Origin of the sequence: Streptococcus cristatus, assembly GCF_008369405.1 — a bacterium.
Taxonomy (GTDB): domain Bacteria; phylum Bacillota; class Bacilli; order Lactobacillales; family Streptococcaceae; genus Streptococcus; species Streptococcus cristatus_G.
This window is the reverse complement of sequence record NZ_VSJJ01000005.1, coordinates 1-18,683: the sequence shown is the minus strand read 5'-3', so window position 1 is coordinate 18,683 and position 18,683 is coordinate 1. Positions and strand designations below refer to the sequence as shown.

Annotated in this window: 17 protein-coding genes; 15 read left to right on the top strand and 2 right to left on the bottom strand. The window is 41.4% G+C overall.

The features are described 5' to 3' along the window. The first annotated feature begins 47 nt into the window (after window positions 1-47). The 12 genes from FXF62_RS05525 (at window position 48) to FXF62_RS05470 (ending at window position 14,152) form a co-directional block, all read left to right on the top strand. Window positions 48-2,024: a peptide ABC transporter substrate-binding protein gene (locus FXF62_RS05525; protein WP_149517976.1), complete on the top strand. Its 1,977-nt coding sequence runs from the start codon at window positions 48-50 to the stop codon at window positions 2,022-2,024. Between the two features lie 65 nt (window positions 2,025-2,089). Continuing rightward, entirely contained in the window at window positions 2,090-3,586 is a 1,497-nt protein-coding gene (locus FXF62_RS05520; RefSeq protein WP_149517975.1) for an ABC transporter permease, read from the top strand. Next, the gene (gene oppC, locus FXF62_RS05515) at window positions 3,586-4,512 is read left to right on the top strand and encodes an oligopeptide ABC transporter permease OppC (RefSeq protein WP_149517974.1); all 927 of its coding nucleotides are present in this window, start codon (window positions 3,586-3,588) and stop codon (window positions 4,510-4,512) included. Before FXF62_RS05520 ends, oppC begins: the two co-directional genes overlap by 1 nt. Window positions 4,513-4,520: 8 nt before the next feature. Then, window positions 4,521-5,588, top strand: a complete 1,068-nt coding sequence (locus FXF62_RS05510; protein WP_149517973.1) for an ABC transporter ATP-binding protein — start codon at window positions 4,521-4,523, stop codon at window positions 5,586-5,588. A 10-nt stretch (window positions 5,589-5,598) separates the two neighbouring features. Next, entirely contained in the window at window positions 5,599-6,525 is a 927-nt protein-coding gene (locus tag FXF62_RS05505; protein WP_149517972.1) for an ATP-binding cassette domain-containing protein, read from the top strand. Between the two features lie 260 nt (window positions 6,526-6,785). After that, window positions 6,786-8,975 (top strand): PTS transporter subunit IIBC, encoded by a 2,190-nt coding sequence (locus FXF62_RS05500; RefSeq protein ID WP_149517971.1) that lies wholly within the window; start codon window positions 6,786-6,788, stop codon window positions 8,973-8,975. 17 nt (window positions 8,976-8,992) lie between these two features. Beyond that, a complete protein-coding gene (locus FXF62_RS05495) occupies window positions 8,993-9,808 on the top strand; it encodes an endonuclease/exonuclease/phosphatase family protein (RefSeq protein WP_149517970.1) in 816 nt (271 codons plus the stop codon). A 222-nt stretch (window positions 9,809-10,030) separates the two neighbouring features. Further along, on the top strand, window positions 10,031-10,726 hold the full coding sequence (gene liaF, locus FXF62_RS05490; RefSeq protein ID WP_149517969.1) for a cell wall-active antibiotics response protein LiaF: 696 nt from the start codon (window positions 10,031-10,033) through the stop codon (window positions 10,724-10,726). Then, entirely contained in the window at window positions 10,723-11,742 is a 1,020-nt protein-coding gene (locus FXF62_RS05485; protein ID WP_149517968.1) for a sensor histidine kinase, read from the top strand. The genes liaF and FXF62_RS05485 overlap by 4 nt, the downstream gene beginning before the upstream one ends. Then, window positions 11,720-12,352, top strand: a complete 633-nt coding sequence (locus FXF62_RS05480; protein WP_045500904.1) for a response regulator transcription factor — start codon at window positions 11,720-11,722, stop codon at window positions 12,350-12,352. Before FXF62_RS05485 ends, FXF62_RS05480 begins: the two co-directional genes overlap by 23 nt. A gap of 37 nt (window positions 12,353-12,389) precedes the next feature. After that, window positions 12,390-13,790 (top strand): bifunctional Cof-type HAD-IIB family hydrolase/peptidylprolyl isomerase, encoded by a 1,401-nt coding sequence (locus FXF62_RS05475; RefSeq protein ID WP_149517967.1) that lies wholly within the window; start codon window positions 12,390-12,392, stop codon window positions 13,788-13,790. Further along, on the top strand, window positions 13,790-14,152 hold the full coding sequence (locus FXF62_RS05470; RefSeq protein WP_061910473.1) for a S1 RNA-binding domain-containing protein: 363 nt from the start codon (window positions 13,790-13,792) through the stop codon (window positions 14,150-14,152). Before FXF62_RS05475 ends, FXF62_RS05470 begins: the two co-directional genes overlap by 1 nt. A gap of 47 nt (window positions 14,153-14,199) precedes the next feature. Here FXF62_RS05470 and cysK read toward each other — a convergent pair whose 3' ends face one another. Beyond that, entirely contained in the window at window positions 14,200-15,129 is a 930-nt protein-coding gene (gene cysK / locus FXF62_RS05465; protein ID WP_149517966.1) for a cysteine synthase A, read from the bottom strand. A gap of 116 nt (window positions 15,130-15,245) precedes the next feature. Further along, window positions 15,246-15,881, bottom strand: coding sequence for a YigZ family protein (locus FXF62_RS05460; protein WP_149517965.1), 636 nt, complete (start codon window positions 15,879-15,881; stop codon window positions 15,246-15,248). A gap of 56 nt (window positions 15,882-15,937) precedes the next feature. On the opposite strand from FXF62_RS05460, the gene FXF62_RS05455 reads away from it, so the two are divergent. The 3 genes from FXF62_RS05455 (at window position 15,938) to hpf (ending at window position 18,525) form a co-directional block, all read left to right on the top strand. Then, the gene (locus FXF62_RS05455) at window positions 15,938-17,239 is read left to right on the top strand and encodes a DEAD/DEAH box helicase (protein ID WP_149517964.1); all 1,302 of its coding nucleotides are present in this window, start codon (window positions 15,938-15,940) and stop codon (window positions 17,237-17,239) included. After that, entirely contained in the window at window positions 17,236-17,901 is a 666-nt protein-coding gene (locus FXF62_RS05450; RefSeq protein WP_149517963.1) for a ComF family protein, read from the top strand. The genes FXF62_RS05455 and FXF62_RS05450 overlap by 4 nt, the downstream gene beginning before the upstream one ends. 81 nt (window positions 17,902-17,982) lie before the next feature. Beyond that, window positions 17,983-18,525, top strand: coding sequence for a ribosome hibernation-promoting factor, HPF/YfiA family (gene hpf, locus FXF62_RS05445; protein ID WP_149517962.1), 543 nt, complete (start codon window positions 17,983-17,985; stop codon window positions 18,523-18,525). Window positions 18,526-18,683 lie beyond the last annotated feature (158 nt).

Sequence of the window (18,683 nt, the reverse complement as noted above, 5' to 3'; positions counted from 1 at the left end):
GTGCTATAATCCTAAGTAAACCTAAAAAACAAAATTGGAGAATTCGTATGAAAAAAAGCAAAGTATTAGCTTTAGCTGGGGTAAGCCTTCTTTCAGTAGGCGTTTTAGCTGCTTGTTCTGGTTCATCAAAAGGAAACAGCGCATCTAAAGCTTATAACTATGTCTATGTCGCTGATCCAGAAACATTGGACTATGTGACATCTGGTAAAGCTTCAACAGCTGACCTCGTGACAAACGGTGTGGACGGTTTGTTGGAAAATGACCAATATGGTAATTTTGTACCGTCTATTGCAGAGTCTTGGACTGTTTCTAAAGATGGTTTGACTTATACCTATAAAATCCGTAAAGATGCCAAATGGTATACTTCAGAAGGTGAAGAATATGGCGATGTGACAGCTCAGGACTTTGTGACTGGTCTCAAGCATGCTGCCGACAAGAAATCTGAAGCCCTATACCTTGTTCAACAATCTGTAAAAGGCTTGGATGACTATGTGACTGGTAAGACAACTGACTTCTCTACTGTCGGTGTCAAAGCAGTTGATGACCACACTCTCCAATATACTCTGAACCAACCTGAACCACAGTGGAATTCAAAAACAACTTCACAAGTTCTTTGGCCAGTTAACGCAGATTTCCTTAAGAAACAAGGGGACAAATTCGGTCAATCTACTGACCCATCTTCTATCCTTTACAATGGACCATTCTTGATGAAGTCTATCACTGCTAAGTCTGCTGTTGAGTATCAAAAGAATGAAAACTACTGGGATAAGGAAAATGTCCATGTCGATACTATCAAGTTGTCTTACTTTGATGGACAAGACCAAGATGCCCTTGCTCGTAACTTTAAAGACGGCGCCTACACAGTAGCTCGTCTCTACCCTACCAGCTCAAACTATGCTGGAGTAGAAAAAGACTTTAAGGACAACATCTACTTTACTGCACCAGCTGCTACTGTAAATGTGATGAGTATCAACCTTGACCGCCAAGGTTACAATCACACAAGTAAAACAACGGATGCTCAGAAGTCTGCTACTAAGAAAGCCATTCTTAACAAAGACTTCCGTCAAGCTTTGAACTTTGCTATCGACCGTAAGTCTTATTCAGCACAGGTCAATGGTGAAGAAGGTGCTCCTTACGCTGTTCGCAATACTTTTGTACCGCCAACTTTTGTTCAAGCCGGTGATAAATCTTTTGGTGATCTAGTCGAAGAAAAAGTTGCAGCCTTGGGTGACGAATGGAAAGGTGTTCAACTTGAGGACGGTCAAGACGGACTCTATAATGCTGAGAAGGCAAAAACAGAGTTTGCAAAAGCAAAAGCTGCCTTGCAAGCAGAGGGAGTTGAATTCCCAATCCATCTAGATCTTCCAGTTTCTCAAACATCGAAACCATTGATCAACCGTGCTCAATCCCTTAAGCAATCTGTTGAAAAGGCTTTGGGATCTGAAAATGTGGTGGTAGATATCCAACAAATGTCAGAAGATGACCTCTTCAATATTACTTACTACGCACCAAATGCTGCCGCTGAAGATTGGGATATCTCAATCCTCGTTAGCTGGGGTCCTGACTATCAAGATCCATCAACTTACACAGACATTCTGAAAACTTCAGCAGCTGAAACGACAAAAACCTACCTTGGCTTTGAAGGAGCAGATAATGCTGCAGCTAAGCAAGTTGGTTTAGATGAATATGATCGCTTGGTAGATGAAGCGGGTAAAGAAACTTCAGATATTGTTACTCGCTACGAAAAATATGCAGCGGCTCAAGCTTGGTTAACAGATAACTCTATTATTGTTCCATTGATGGCAAACCAAGGAGCGGCACCATTTATCTCACGTATCGAGCCATTCTCAGGCGCTTATGCCCAAACTGGTAATAAGACAAGTTCTACTTACTTCAAACGTCTTAAAGTTCAAAATGAAGTAGTAACGAAGAAAGACTACGAAGCAGCTCGTAAGAAATGGCTGAAAGAAAAAGAAGAGTCAAATGCGAAAGCACAAAAAGATCTCGAAAGTCATGTAGAATAAATCGTTCACTAGAACTTTCTCTAATAACGAGAGAAAGTTCTTTTGAAATTTAAAGGAAACGATAAATGAAAAAATACATTTTTATGCGTATTTTACGCTCACTTGTGTCGATTTTCTTGGTAACGACCTTGACCTATACCATTATTTATACAATGGTTCCGAGAAGATTGATTTTCAAACAAGATCCAAACTATAATAAAATAGCCACAACCGAAGATAAAAAGACAAACTATGAAAATACAGTCTATGAGCGAATGGGCTATGTTGACTACTATGATACAAAAGAGTTGCAGGAAAAAGCCAAGAAAGAAAATAAATCTGTAACGACCGAGCCGACCGAAGAGAACAAGAAGATCTATGAAGCCTATATTGAGAAACTTGGCAAAGGTTGGAAATTGTATCAATTCAAAGAAAGCAAGGAATTCTATGCTGTTCGTGAGGTTCCAGTTTACGAGCGTGTATTTGAGTTTTACACAAATCTGATTCAGATTGACCATCCAAATGTGATTCAAGATGAGGAAAATCCAAATCTTGAGCGCTATATTCGAATCGAAAATGACCCTGCAATTGGTTGGTCTGTCGTCGGATCTGGTACTCGTCATAAATACCTTCTGTATTTCAATGGTCAGTTCCCATTTGTTCACCAAAACTTTGTTAGCTTGAACCTAGGAAACTCTTACCCTACTTATGCTAATACACCTGTACTTCAGGTTATCTCGCAAGGGCAAGGTCAGACTAAATCATCAGAAGTTCAATTCCCAACTGGTAAGAAAACTTCTTCCGTCAATATTTACTCTCGGACTTACAAGACACCAAGTAAGGCTGACTCTCAGGATATTGCCAAGTATGGTAAGGGAGATGCCTATACTGCAACTAAGAACAACTATCAAAATCCATCAATGATCACCAGTTCAGCTATTATCGGTCTGATTGGTGTAGCTCTTTCTTATTTGATTGCGGTTCCGCTTGGTTCATATATGGCTCGTTTGAAAAATACTTGGTTTGATAGTATTTCAACAGCTGCCTTGACCTTTATGATGTCCCTACCAACGATTGCCCTTGTCTACATCGTTCGTCTGGCTGGTTCTACTTTAGGTCTTCCAGACTCCTTCCCAATTTTGGGAGCAAGTGATTGGCGTTCTTATGTTCTGCCATCTCTTATCCTTGGTCTTTTAAGCGCGCCATGGACAGCTGTCTGGATCCGTCGTTATATGATAGACTTGCAATCTCAAGACTTTGTCCGCTTTGCCCGTGCTAAAGGTCTTTCTGAGAAAGAAATTTCTAACAAACATATTTTCAAAAATGCCATGGTACCATTGGTATCTAGTATTCCAGCGTCTATCGTTGGTGTTATTGCCGGTGCGACTCTGACAGAAACAGTCTTTGCCTTCCCTGGTATGGGTAAAATGTTAATCGACTCTGTTAAGGCATCTAACAATTCAATGGTGGTTGGCCTTGTGTTTATTTTCACCTGTCTTTCAATCTTTGCCCTCTTAATTGGTGATGTTTTGATGACAATGCTTGATCCACGTATTAAATTAACATCTAAAGGAGGTAAATAATGGCTACAATTGATAAAAGTAAATTCCAATTTGTCAAACGTGACGATTTTGCCTCTGAAACGATTGATGCTCCAGCCTATTCATACTGGCGCTCCGTTATGCGTCAATTCTTGAAAAAGAAATCAACGACGATCATGTTAGGGATTCTAATTGCCATTGTGTTGATGAGTTTCATTTATCCCATGTTCTCGAAATTCGATTTCAATGATGTCAGCAAGGTAAATGACTTTAGCATGCGTTATATCAAACCCAATGCTGAGCACTGGTTTGGTACAGATAGCAATGGTAAATCTTTGTTTGACGGTGTGTGGTTTGGTGCGCGGAATTCTATCCTGATTTCCATTATTGCAACAGTCATTAACTTGATTATCGGAATTATTGTCGGTGCTATCTGGGGAATTTCCAAAGCAGTTGATCGTGTCATGATGGAAGTCTATAATATCATTTCAAATATTCCATCCCTCTTGATTGTCATTGTCTTGACCTACTCTATCGGTGCAGGTTTCTGGAACTTGATCTTTGCCATGACCATCACTGGATGGGTAGGGATTGCTTATACAATTCGTATTCAGATTATGCGTTACCGTGATTTGGAGTATAATTTGGCTTCTCGTACTTTGGGAACACCAACTCTTAAAATTGTTACCAAGAATATCATGCCACAGTTGGTGTCTGTTATCGTGACCACGACTTCTCAAATGCTTCCAAGCTTTATCTCTTACGAGGCCTTCCTGTCCTTCTTTGGGCTTGGCCTTCCTGTAACAGTACCAAGTTTGGGACGCTTGATTTCTGACTATTCACAAAACGTAACCACCAACGCTTACCTTTTCTGGATTCCATTGACAACCTTAATTTTGGTATCCCTGTCCTTCTTCGTAGTTGGTCAAAACTTAGCCGATGCAAGTGATCCACGGACACATAGATAGGAGTAGATATGACAAAAAATAAAAATGTAATATTGACTGCTCGCGATATTGTCGTGGAATTTGACGTTCGTGACAGAGTATTGACCGCCATTCGCGGTGTTTCCCTTGATTTAGTTGAGGGCGAAGTTCTAGCTTTGGTTGGAGAATCTGGCTCTGGTAAATCTGTTTTGACAAAAACCTTTACTGGAATGTTGGAAGAAAATGGCCGTGTAGCTCAAGGAACGATTGATTACCGAGGAACTGATTTGACTGCTCTAAAGAGCAACAAGGACTGGGAACCCATTCGTGGTGCTAAAATTGCGACTATTTTCCAAGATCCGATGACTAGTCTGGATCCGATTAATACCATCGGAAGTCAAATTACCGAAGTTATCATAAAACACCAAGGAAAAACAAGCAAAGAAGCCAAAGAAATGGCAATCGACTACATGACCAAAGTCGGAATTCCTGACGCTGAGAAGCGTTTTGAAGAATATCCATTTCAATATTCAGGCGGGATGCGTCAACGGATTGTTATCGCGATTGCCTTGGCTTGCCGTCCAGATATTCTGATCTGTGATGAGCCTACAACGGCCCTTGATGTGACGATTCAGGCGCAGATTATTGACTTGCTCAAATCATTGCAGGCAGAATACCATTTCACGACTGTCTTTATCACCCATGACCTTGGTGTTGTGGCAAGTATTGCTGATAAAGTGGCGGTTATGTATGCTGGCGAGATCGTTGAATATGGAACAGTTGAGGAGGTCTTCTACGATCCAAAACATCCATATACATGGAGTTTGCTGTCTAGCTTGCCACAGTTAGCTGAGGCAAATGGTGAACTTTACTCGATTCCAGGTACACCACCTTCACTGTACACTAGCATTAAAGGGGATGCTTTTGCACTTCGTTCTGATTATGCAATGGCCATTGATTTCGAAGAAAAAGCTCCTGCCTTTCAGGTTTCCGATACGCACTGGGCTAAGACTTGGCTCTTGCACGAAGATGCGCCAAAGGTTGAGAAACCAGCCATTATCGAAAACCTTCATGATAAAATTCGTTCAAAAATGGGCTTCAATCACTTAGAAGCTTAGGAGGAAGGAAATGACTGAAAAATTAGTTGAAATTAAAGATTTAGAAATTTCCTTCGGCGAAGGAAGTAAGAAGTTTGTAGCTGTAAAAAATGCGAATTTCTTTATCAATAAAGGAGAAACTTTTTCCCTTGTAGGTGAGTCTGGTTCTGGTAAAACAACCATCGGCCGTGCTATCATCGGCTTGAATGATACCAGTGCAGGTGACATCTTATACGAAGGCAAAAAAATCAACGGGAAGCAATCTAAAGCTGATGAGGCTGAATTGATTCGCAAGATTCAGATGATTTTCCAAGACCCAGCAGCCAGCTTGAATGAGCGTGCTACGGTTGACTATATCATTTCAGAAGGTCTTTATAACTATCATCTTTTTGAAAATGAAGAAGATCGTCAAGAAAAAGTTAAGAATATCATTCGTGAAGTTGGTCTTTTGGCTGAACATTTGACACGCTATCCTCACGAATTTTCTGGTGGTCAACGCCAGCGGATTGGGATTGCTCGTGCCTTAGTCATGGAGCCAGATTTCGTCATTGCGGATGAGCCAATCTCTGCCTTGGATGTTTCAGTCCGTGCGCAAGTCTTGAACCTTTTGAAAAAATTCCAAAAGGAACTTGGCTTGACCTATCTCTTTATCGCCCATGACCTATCGGTAGTTCGTTTTATTTCAGATCGAATCGCTGTTATCTATAAAGGGGTTATCGTCGAGGTTGCAGAGACAGAAGAGTTGTTTAACAACCCGATCCACCCTTATACGCAGTCGCTATTGTCTGCTGTGCCGATTCCAGACCCAATTCTGGAACGCAAAAAGGTCTTAAAGGTTTACGATCCGGAGCAGCATGACTACTCAGTGGATCAACCTAGTATGGTTGAGATTCGTCCAGGCCACTATGTCTGGGCTAATAAGGCAGAAGCGGACCGTTATAAAAAAGAATATAAATAAAAAAGAAGCTGTAGAAACATGGAATTGAATGTTTCTCGGCTTTTTTTATTGTTTTTTCAAGAAATTTACGGAAAGATAGCGCAATCGATTGCACATAGAAAAATCACTCTTTTCTAGCTATTATTCTACAAAATATAGGAAAAATGCAAAAATATTTTCTATAAAAGCCTTTACAAAATAAAAAATAGTGGTATAATAATACTATACAATGCAAACGATTTCATCAAGGGGTGGTTTGTGTAAAATATAAGGAGGTCTGGATGATGAAAGATTCATTCAAAAACATTTTTAGCTTTGAATTTTGGCAAAAATTCGGTAAAGCTTTGATGGTGGTTATTGCGGTTATGCCCGCAGCAGGTTTGATGATCAGTATTGGTAAGTCAATTCCGATGATCAACCCTGAACTAGGTTTTCTAGTGACTACTGGTGGCGTTTTAGAACAAATTGGTTGGGGGATTATCGGAAACCTGCATATCCTCTTTGCTCTCGCTATTGGAGGTAGCTGGGCGAAAGAACGTGCTGGTGGTGCCTTTGCGGCAGGTTTATCCTTCATTTTGATTAACCGTATCACTGGGGTTATGTTCGGTGTATCAAGCGATATGCTGAAAGATTCTAAAGCAGTGGTTAGCACTCTCTTAGGAGGAAGCATCAAGGTTTCTGATTACTTTATCAGTGTCCTTGAGTCTCCTGCTTTGAATATGGGGGTTTTCGTCGGAATTATCGCTGGTTTTGTCGGAGCAACAGCTTATAACAAATACTACAACTTCCGTAAATTGCCAGATGCTTTGTCATTCTTCAATGGTAAGCGTTTTGTACCGTTCGTTGTTATCTTGCGTTCAGTAATCGTAGCAATTGTTTTGTCATTTGTATGGCCAGTTGTTCAAACAGGTATCAACAACTTTGGTATTTGGATTGCTAACTCACAAGATACTGCTCCAATCTTGGCACCGTTCTTGTACGGTACTTTGGAACGTCTCTTGCTTCCATTCGGTTTGCACCACATGTTGACGATCCCAATGAACTACACACAACTTGGTGGTACTTATGAAGTATTGACTGGTGCTGCTAAAGGTACTCAAGTATTTGGTCAAGATCCACTCTGGTTGGCTTGGGTAAATGACTTGGTTGGTACTAAGACAGCTGATCCTACTGCTTACCAAAACTTGCTTGATACAGTTCACCCAGCTCGTTTCAAAGTTGGACAAATGATCGGTTCATTTGGTATCCTTATGGGTGTTGCCGCAGCTATTTACCGCAATGTTGATGCTGACAAGAAACATCAATACAAAGGTATGATGATTGCGACTGCTTTGGCAACCTTCTTGACAGGGGTTACTGAACCAATCGAATACATGTTCATGTTCGTGGCAACTCCACTTTACTTGATTTACTCATTTGTACAAGGTGCTGCCTTTGCTATGGCGGACATTGTTAACCTTCGTGTGCACTCATTCGGGTCTATCGAATTCTTGACTCGTACTCCAATGGCTATCAATGCTGGTTTGGGTATGGATATCATTAACTTTATCTGGGTAACAGTTCTCTTTGCAGTAATCATGTACTTCATTGCGAACTTCATGATTCAAAAATTCAATTATGCAACTCCAGGACGTAACGGTAACTATGAAACAGCTGAAGGTTCAGAAGCTGCTTCATCAGAACAAGGTGGTGCAAAAGTAGCTGCTTCTTCTCAAGCAGTGAATGTCATTAACTTGCTAGGTGGCCGTGCTAATATCGTTGATGTTGATGCATGTATGACTCGTCTCCGTGTGACTGTTAAGGACGCAACAAAAGTTGGTTCTGAAGAAGAATGGAAAGCTGAAGGCGCTATGGGCTTGGTTATGAAAGGTCAAGGCGTTCAAGCAATCTACGGACCAAAAGCTGACGTTCTTAAATCTGATATTCAAGACTTGTTGGATTCAGGAGAAGTGATCCCTGAAACTTTGCCAAGTCAAAAAGCTGAGTCTGCAGCTGCAGCAGTTAGCTACAAAGGCGTAACAGAAGCAATTGAAACAGTTGCTGAAGGTGAAGTTATTAAGTTGGAAGATGTGAAAGATCCAGTTTTCTCACAAAAAATGATGGGTGACGGATTTGCAGTTGAACCAGCAAATGGCAAAATCTATTCTCCAGTAGCTGGTAAAGTGACAAGCGTCTTCCCTACAAAACATGCTCTTGGTCTCTTGACTGAAGCTGGTCTTGAAGTGCTTGTTCATATCGGTCTTGATACTGTTAGCCTTGAAGGCAAACCATTTGAAGTACATGTAGCAGAAGGACAAACAGTCGCTGCAGGTGATCTTTTGGTAACAGCAGATTTGGCAGCTATTAAAGAAGCAGGTCGTGAAACAGCAACTGTTGTTGTCTTCACAAATGCTCCAGCTATCAAATCAGTAGCAGTTGAGAAATTCGGTAAAGTCGCTCCTAAGACAGTTGTGGCTAAAGTAGAATTGTAAGATAGAAAAGAGAAATCATGGCAAAATTCCTGACTTTAAATACTCATAGTTGGATGGAAGAAGAGCAAGAAAGCAAGCTAAATCAGCTAGCTGAGCGGATTCTTCAAGAAAAATATGACGTCATTTGCCTGCAGGAAGTCAATCAATTAGTGGAGTCTGAACAGGTTGTTCAGGCTCCATTTTATTATGCGGTAGATGGCGCCATTCCGATTCACCAGGACCACTATGCCCTACGTCTGGTTGAAAAGCTAGCTGAGGCAGGTCTGGACTATTACTGGTCTTGGGCTTATAACCATATTGGATTTGATATTTATAATGAAGGGGTTGCAATTCTGTCCAGAAAGCCCCTGAAGGCAAGAGAGCTCTTGGTATCTGATGTCAATGATCCAAGTGACTATCATACGCGTAAAGTCTTGCTGGCAGAAACAGAGCTCGATGGTCAGCTCATCACAGTTGCTTCTTGTCACCTATCTTGGTGGGATAAAGGTTTCCAAGGAGAGTGGGCTAAGTTTGAATCTGAGCTCTTGCAAGTTGAGACTCCGCTGGTTCTCATGGGAGATTTTAACAATCCTGTCGATTATGAAGGTTATCAGCACATTATCCAAAGTCCACTTGCTCTCCAGGACAGCCATAAGGTGGCTGACCAAACAATTGGTACAGCGACGGTTGAAGGCGATATCGCTGGCTGGGCAGGAAACAAAGATGCTCTAAAAATTGACTATATCTTCACAAGTAAAGATTTCAATATTGAAAGATCTGCTGTTGTTTTTGATGGGCAAAGTGGTCCAGTAGTTAGTGACCATTTTGGCTTGGAAGCTCAAGTTCATTTCTAAGCTTATCTGAACAATAGAAATAAACTTAAGAATCGCTTTAAATGTTTGTTTTGCTTAAACAGCATTTGAAGTGATTTTTTGCTTTTTAGAGGAAAAGTGTAAAGAAGTCTAGAGCCAAGAAGTTCTGCTGGTTAAGATAGGATAATCTTGCTATTTCATGCCTCAGACGGAGGTTTTTTTGCTTAATTTTGTTACAATAGACATGTAAGGAAGGGAATAGCTATGTGGAAAGTTCAATTATTCATCTTTGTTGAAGCGATTCTATTATCAATGGCCTTGGTTACCATGCTGGCCGCCGATTTTTCGCGTGTTGTTCTCATCATGCTGCTCTTTCTCTTGTTTCTATATTATTATTTCGGCAAGCAGAGAGGCAATTCGCTATTGGTTGCGACCATGATTGTCTTCTTTTTCATTGTCATGCTCAATCCTTATGTTATTGCTGCTGTCCTTTTTGCCTTGATTTATGGCATGATTGTGGCCTATCCTTATCTTTACAAAGAAAATCAAGAGACCCACCTTTTCTTTGAAGATGCGACCGAAGTTCGAGCTGAAAAAAATCGTTGGTTGGGGGATTTGCAGCATTTTTCAAAGGATGATTGCCAGTTTCATGATATTAATCTCTTGAGAATGATGGGAAAGGACACCATTCACTTAGAGGATGTCATTGTGGTCAATCATGATAATGTGATTGTGATTCGTAAGGGCTTTGGGGATACCAAGATTGTCATCCCTTTAGATGTAGAAATCCAGCTTCAGATTAACACTTTGTATGGAGATTTGAATTTTTTAAATCATCCGACACGCAAGCTGCGCAATGAAACGATTTCTCTGACGACGCCTGACTATAAGCGGGCCAGCAAAACTGTAAAAATTGTCTTGGTCAGCTTTTTAGGAAATGTGGAGGTTGTTAGAAAGTGAAAAAAACAAGTTATTTGGTCATCTTTCTCTATACTTTCTTCGTTTTAGGGATTATCTTTCATTACATTTTTAATCTTTTTAATTTAGAATGGCAAAAGCTTCTGAATAATCTGGAACTGCTCCAGTCCTTTGCCTTTTTTGTTCTGGTTTTGGGCTTAGCGCTGACTATTTTCTTGGCTGCTGCTGCGCGCTTTCTTCAGCATCTGTCCCTTTCTCAAGTTAAAAAGAATTTAAAAGCTATTTTAGAAGGCAGGAGCATACAAGAAACCGGTCAGGTAGAATTGGACGATTCTTTCGTCCACTTGAAAGAAAAGTTGGATAGTTTAACCGAAAATTTGCAGAAATCTGAGAATCAGGCCTTGCAGGCCGAAGAGAAGATTATTGAAAAAGAACGCAGGCGGATTGCTCGCGACTTGCATGATACGGTCAGTCAGGAGTTATTTGCTGCTAATATGATTCTCTCAGGCGTTGCTGGAAATGTGGATCGTCTGGATAAAGACAATCTCCAGCAGCAGTTAAAGGGAATCGCTGACATTCTGGATACTGCGCAAAAAGACTTACGGATCTTGCTCTTGCACTTAAGGCCGACAGAGTTGGAAAATCGGACCTTGGTAGAGGGCATGAATGTCTTAATCAAAGAGTTGACTGATAAGTCGGACTTGACTGTCCAGTTTAAGCATGAGGTGGTCAGCCTGCCCAAGCAGATAGAGGAGCATATTTTTAGGATTATCCAAGAAATAATCAATAATACCTTGCGTCATGCTCAGGCCAGTCGTCTGGACATTTATCTCTATCAGACGCCAAATAGGCTTAAACTAAAGGTTTCTGATGACGGAATCGGCTTTGATCCAGCTAGCTTGGCTGACATGAGTTATGGTTTGAAAAATATTGAAGATCGAGTGCATGATATGGCTGGCACTTTGAAGATTCTGACGGCTCCCAAAAAAGGAGTTTCTATCGAAATCAGTGTTCCATTGTTAGAAGGGGAAAAGGATGAGAATATTACTAGTGGATGACCATCAAATGGTCAGATTGGGCTTGAAAAGCTTTTTTGAATTACAGGACGATATTGAAGAAGTGACAGAAGCTACCAATGGTAGAGAAGGTGTCGAAAAGGCTCTGGAAAGCCGTCCAGATGTGATTATGATGGACATTGTCATGCCGGAGATGAGCGGCATTGATGCCACCTTGGCTATATTGAAAGAATGGCCAGAGGCAAAGATTTTAATTTTGACTTCCTATCTGGACAATGAAAAAATCTATCCTGTCTTGGATGCGGGTGCCCGTGGCTATATGTTGAAGACTTCTAGTGCGGATGAAATTCTCCACGCAGTCAGAAAGGTTGCAAAGGGTGAATTTGCCATTGAAACAGAAGTCAGCAAGAAGGTTGAATACCATCGAAATCATATAGAGCTTCACGAGGATTTAACAGCTCGGGAGAGGGATATTTTGGGGCTTCTAGCCAAGGGCTATGAAAACCAGCGGATCGCTGATGAGCTCTTTATTTCTTTAAAAACGGTCAAGACGCATGTGTCCAATATTTTGTCTAAGCTGGAAGTGAGCGATCGCACCCAAGCAGTCGTCTACGCTTTTCAGCATCATCTTGTTCCGCAAGACGATTTTTAATGATATAATAGAAAAGATTAAATTGAAAGAGGAAAATATGAAGGCAAAATTAAAATATAAGGCGAAAAAAATTAAGCTTGTTTTCTTTGATATCGATGATACCTTGCGGGTCGAGGAAACGGGCTTCATCCCAGAGTCGATCAAAGATGTATTTAAGCAGCTGAGAGAAAAGGGAATTCTGACAGGAATTGCTTCTGGTCGTGGTATTTTTGGAGTCGTTCCAGAAATTCGTGCCTTGGATCCTGATTTTTTTGTTACCTTGAATGGGGCTTATGTTGAAAATCGAAAGGGCGAAGTCATTGCGAAAACTGTCATTCCGCAAGAGTGTGTGGAATCCTACATTGTCTGGACCAAGGAAGTGGGTATTGAGTACGGTTTGGTAGGCAGTCACGAAGCGGCTTTGTCTGTTCGCAATCCGATGATTTCGTCAGCAATTGATATCATTTATCCAGATCTGCCTGTCAATCCTGATTTTTACCAAGATCATGAAATCTACCAAATGTGGACTTTTGAGGATGTAGGCGACAGTTTGCAGTTGCCAGAGGATTTAGCTAAGCCCCTCCGTATAGTCCGCTGGCATGAGCATTCATCGGATGTCGTACCGAAAGAAGGTTCAAAGGCAGCTGGTGTTGCCAAGGTAGTGGAACACCTGGGCTTCAAACCAGAAAATGTTTTAGTTTTTGGCGATGGACTTAATGATTTAGAGTTGTTTGACTATGCTGGGCTCAGCATTGCTATGGGAGTTTCCGATGAAGAGCTACAGAAAAAAGCTGATTTTGTCACAAAAAGGGTCGAAGAAGACGGCATTTTTGATGCTTTGGAGCAATTGGGCATGGTGGAGAAAGAATTGACCTTCCCACAGCTTCATCTTGACGAGCTTGCAGGGCCAGTGGCAAAGATCAAGACAAACCATGGTGAGTTGAAGATTCAACTCTTCCCAGAGCAAGCGCCCAAAACAGTTGCTAACTTTATCGCCTTATCTAAGGATGGCTACTATGACGGAGTGATTTTCCACCGAGTTATCAAAGATTTTATGATTCAGGGGGGCGATCCGACAGGTACTGGCATGGGCGGAGAGTCGATCTATGGTGAACGCTTTGAAGACGAGTTTTCACCCGAACTTTATAATATCCGTGGCGCTCTATCAATGGCGAATGCCGGACCAAATACCAATGGCAGTCAGTTCTTTATTGTCCAAAATAGCAGTCTTCCTTATTCAACCAAGGAATTGACTCGGGGAGGATGGCCAAAGCCAATCGCTGAAGTTTATGCTAGCCAGGGCGGGACACCGCATTTGGACCGTCGACATACTGTGTTTGGACAGCTAATAGATGAGGCTTCTTATGAAGTTCTGGACAAGATCGCAGCAGTTGAGACAGCTTTAATGGATAAACCGCTTGAGGATGTTGTTATTGAGACGATTGAGGTTATAGACTAATGAAAATCGGAGATAAGTTAAAGGGCAAAATTACAGGGATTCAGCCCTACGGTGCCTTTGTTGAACTAGAAAGCGGTCTGATCGGGCTCATTCATATTTCTGAGATTCGAACGGGCTATATCGACAATATTCACGATATTTTGAAAATCGGGGATCAGGTTCTTGTGCAGGTAGTAGATTATGATGAGTTTTCTGGTAAGGCCAGCTTATCGATGCGAACTTTAGAAGAGGAAAAACATCGTTTACCGAGACGGCATCGCTTTTCAAATGATCGTTGTAAAATTGGATTTGCGCCCTTAGGTAAGCAATTGCCAATATGGATCAAGGAAGCTAAAGCTTTTCTGAAAGAACAAAAAGAGTAAAAAATTCCTACCCAAGCGGGTAGGAATTTTGTTAACTCTTTTCACGATTAAGCATCAAATTCATAGAGAGCGGTAGATAGGTAACGTTCACCATTATCAGGTGCTAGGGCAAGGACTTTCTTACCAGCTCCTAGTTTTTTAGCGACTTCAATGGCTGCAAAAATAGCCGCAGCGGATGAAATTCCGACTAGGAAACCTTCCTGACCGCCAATATAACGTCCGAACTCCAGTGCTTGATCAGAAGTCACGCGGACAATACCATCATAGGCTGCTGTATCCAAGGTTTCTGGAATGAATCCAGCTGAAAGTCCTTGGATCTTGTGAGGACCTGGTTTCTCACCAGAAAGGATAGCAGATTCGTCTGCTTCAACCGCATAGATTTGGACATTTGGATTCGCTTTTTTAAGAGCATGAGAGACACCAGAGATAGTCCCACCAGTTCCGACACCACCGACAAAAGCATCCAGTCCAGTTTCACCGAAAGCAGCGATAACTTCTGCTCCTGTTGTTCGTTCGTGAACTTCTGGATTGGCTGGGTTGTTAAATTGTAGCGGCAACCAGCCTTTGCGCTCTTGGGCGATTTCTTCTGCTTTGGCAATAGCTCCTTTCATTCCTTCGCTTCCTGGAGTCAAAACTAGTTCTGCTCCATAGGCTTGGATAATCTTGCGGCGCTCCACACTCATAGTTTCTGGCATCACAATGACAACCTTGTAGCCTTTGGCTGCTCCAACCCATGAAAGGCCAATACCAGTATTTCCGCTGGTTGCTTCCACGATAGTGTCGCCGGGCTTGATAAGGCCATCGCGTTCAGCCGCCTCAATCATGCTGAGAGCAATCCGGTCTTTGACAGAAGAGCCAGGATTGAATGCTTCTAACTTGACATAAACCTCAGCTGCTCCTTCAGGAACGATATTATTTAGTTTAACAATTGGCGTTTTTCCAACTAATTCTGTGATATTTTGATAAACGTTTGCCATTTTTCATACCTCAATACTTTAATGAAACTAGTATAAGACGAAAGCGGCACTTTGTAAAATATAAAAAAGCTATGGCCACGATAAAAATTCTTTATCACTAAGCTTAGCTTTTTAAATTATTCAACTGTTAAGGGAATTTCAACCTCGCGCAAACCTTGATCGTCAATTTGGATTTTGCCATTGAAAAATTCGACTAATTTCTGAACTAGTGTTTCTTTTTCCTGCTTGTCGATATAGATGGTTGTGGCAACTATATCTGTGAATTCTGTGTCGAATTCGATCAGATCTTCAGCTTTTAAAAAGTTATCGAAGCTTTGGTACTGGCTGTAAGACATTTTGAGGCGCAGGCCTGCCTGTTCTTTGATTTCAATCAGGCCAATTTCTTTAATTGCCAAAGCGACGCTGCCTGCATAAGCCCGAATGAGTCCGCCAGCTCCTAGTTTGATCCCGCCAAAATAGCGCGTGACTACAAAGCAGACATTGGTCAGTTGGTGATTTTCCATGACACCGAGCATGGGAACGCCCGCTGTACCACTGGGCTCGCCGTCGTCACTGCTTCGTTTGATTTCACTTTTCTCCCCTACAATAAAAGCAGAGCAATTATGAGTGGCTTTATAGTGCTCTTTTTTGATGGCAGCAATAAAATCTCTAGCTTCCTCTTCTGAGTAAACGCGTTTGGCATGGCAAATAAAACGAGATTTCTTAATTTCTTCCTGGGCTTGACCGTCTTGTCTAATTGTTCTATATTCCATAGTTTTATTGTACACAAAAAAATGGATTTTTCCAAAAGTTTTACGAATAAAAAAGTATGTTAGAGAGAAAAGATTGCCTAGGTAGGATATTTACAAAGGATCAGCTCAGCCCTGAGCTGCGCTCGCAGGCCCAGCAGCTGCCCAGTATGCGAGAGGAAAGGCGAAGATTGTTTTGCGGCCGCTGTGGCACTCAAGTGGACAAAGAGCATCATCAGCTGCCAGTTAATGCCTACTATTGTAGGGAGTGCTTGATTTTGGGGCGAGTTCGGAGTGACCAGCAGCTCTATTATTTTCCGCAGGAAGACTTTCCAGAAAATCAGGTACTCAAGTGGCGGGGACAATTGACAGCCTTTCAAGCGAAAGTTTCTCAGGGACTCTTAGACTCAGTTGCTAAAAAGCAGAATAGCCTAGTCCATGCAGTGACTGGGGCGGGCAAAACGGAGATGATTTATCAGGTGATTGCAGAAGTGATTGATCATGGAGGTGCCGTTTGCCTAGCCAGCCCTCGGATCGATGTCTGTTTAGAGCTTTATCGCCGTCTCAAGCTGGATTTTGTCTGCCCGAATTCGCTTTTGCATGGCGAATCTGAGCCCTATTTTCGCAGTCCCTTGGTCATTGCTACTACCCACCAGCTTCTTAAATTTTATCGAGCCTTTGATTTGTTGATCGTGGACGAGGTAGATGCTTTTCCTTATGTGGACAATCCTGTGCTCTACCATGCCGTGGAGCAGTCAGTCAAGGAGGAGGGAACGACGATTTTCTTAACTGCCACTTCGACGGATGAGCTGGATAAAAAAGTCCAAAAAGGAGAATTAAAACGACTCAGACTTCCTCGCCGCTTCCATGGCAATCCTTTGATTGTGCCCCAAAAAGTTTGGCTGGCAGATTTTCAAAAGTATCTAGCGAAAAAGAAAGTGCCGCCTAAACTGAAAAAATATATCGAGAGACAGAGAAAAACAGGCTTTCCTTTGCTGATCTTTGCCTCGGAAATTAAAAGAGGTCAGGAATTTGCGCAAGTTTTAGAGGAGAATTTTCCAGCGGAAAGAGTCGGTTTTGTAGCTTCAACAACTGAAAATCGTTTAGAAATCGTTGAAGAGTTTCGCAAGCGAGAAATTACCATTTTGGTCACAACTACCATCTTAGAGCGTGGTGTGACCTTTCCCTGTGTAGATGTCTTTGTTCTGGAAGCCAACCATCGTCTCTTTAGCCGTAGTGCCTTGGTGCAGATTTCTGGTCGGGTGGGACGTAGTATGGATAGACCGACGGGAGATTTATTCTTCTTTCACGACGGCACCACACAATCAATCGAAAAGGCAATCCGTGAAATCAAACTGATGAACAAGGAGGCTGGCCTGTGAAAAATTGCCTGTTATGCAGTCAAGCTGTTGAAGAAAATAGGACTTTTTCTTCCTTGATTTTATTGCAAAAAGAACAAAATACAATTTGTAAACATTGTCGAGCAGGATTTGAAGCGATTTCTTCTATCCATTGCCCGCGCTGCTGGAAGGATGGGGAAGAGGAAGTTTGCTCGGATTGTCAAACCTGGGAAGCGCAAAGCTATGTAGTTCAGCATCAGGCTTGCTTTCTTTATAATGATTTGATGAAGGATTTCTTTAGCAAATACAAATTTCAAGGGGATTATCTTCTGAGATTTGTGTTTGCGGAAGTTTTCAAAAAAAGTCTCAGAAACTTCAAAAAATATACTTTGGTTCCTATTCCAGTCAGTCCTGAAAAATACCAAAGTCGAGGTTTTAATCAGGTAGAAGGCTTCTTGCGAGCTGCTAGTTTGCCTTATAAACATTTGCTTGAAAAGCAGGAAGTGCATGCTCAATCCAGCAAAAATCGTCAAGAACGTTTAAAAAGCCAGCAATGTTTTACATTGGCAAAAGATGTCTTACTGCCAGAAAAAATTCTACTGATAGACGATGTGTATACGACTGGAAAAACCTTACAATTGGCTCGAGAAGTATTGCTGGAAGCAGGTGTGAAAGAAGTTTTGACATTTTCACTCGCAAGATAAGAAAATATTTGCAAAAAAGGAATGAAAGCGTTATAATGATATTGTAAATAAAACATTTATGTTTAGAAAGAAGGTACTTATATGCTTAAATATAGTATCCGTGGTGAAAACCTAGAAGTAACTGATGCTCTCCGTGACTACGTAGTTTCTAAACTTGAGAAGATTGAGAAGTATTTCCAAGCGGAGCAAGAACTTGATGCACGGGTCAATTTGAAAGTATACCGGGAGAAGACGGCGAAGGTCGAAGTAACAATTCCTCTTGGCTCAATTACCCTTCGGGCAGAAGATGTTTCACAAGACATGTACGGATCTATTGACTTAGTTGTCGATAAAATTGAACGTCAGATTCGTAAGAATAAGACAAAGATTGAAAAGAAAAATCGGAACAAAGTTGCAACTAGCCAGTTGTTCACTGATGCTTTAGTAGAAGACGCTAATACAGCATCTTCAAAAGTAGTACGTTCTAAGCATATTGATTTGAAACCAATGGATCTAGATGAAGCTATTTTGCAAATGGATTTGTTGGGACATGACTTCTTCATCTACACAGATGTTGAAGATAATACAACGAATGTTATCTATCGTCGTGAAGATGGAGATATCGGTTTGTTAGAAGTAAAATAACTCATTAAAGCCGTCCGATTTGGATGGCTTTTTGTTGTAGGGAAAGCTCTCGCTCATTCTACTTCAAAGAATGTTTACAAATAAAGAAATTTGTACCTTTGTCAATGATGTGAGACCTAAAATGTTATTTTGAAGCAATCCATTTGTTAAGCTTTACT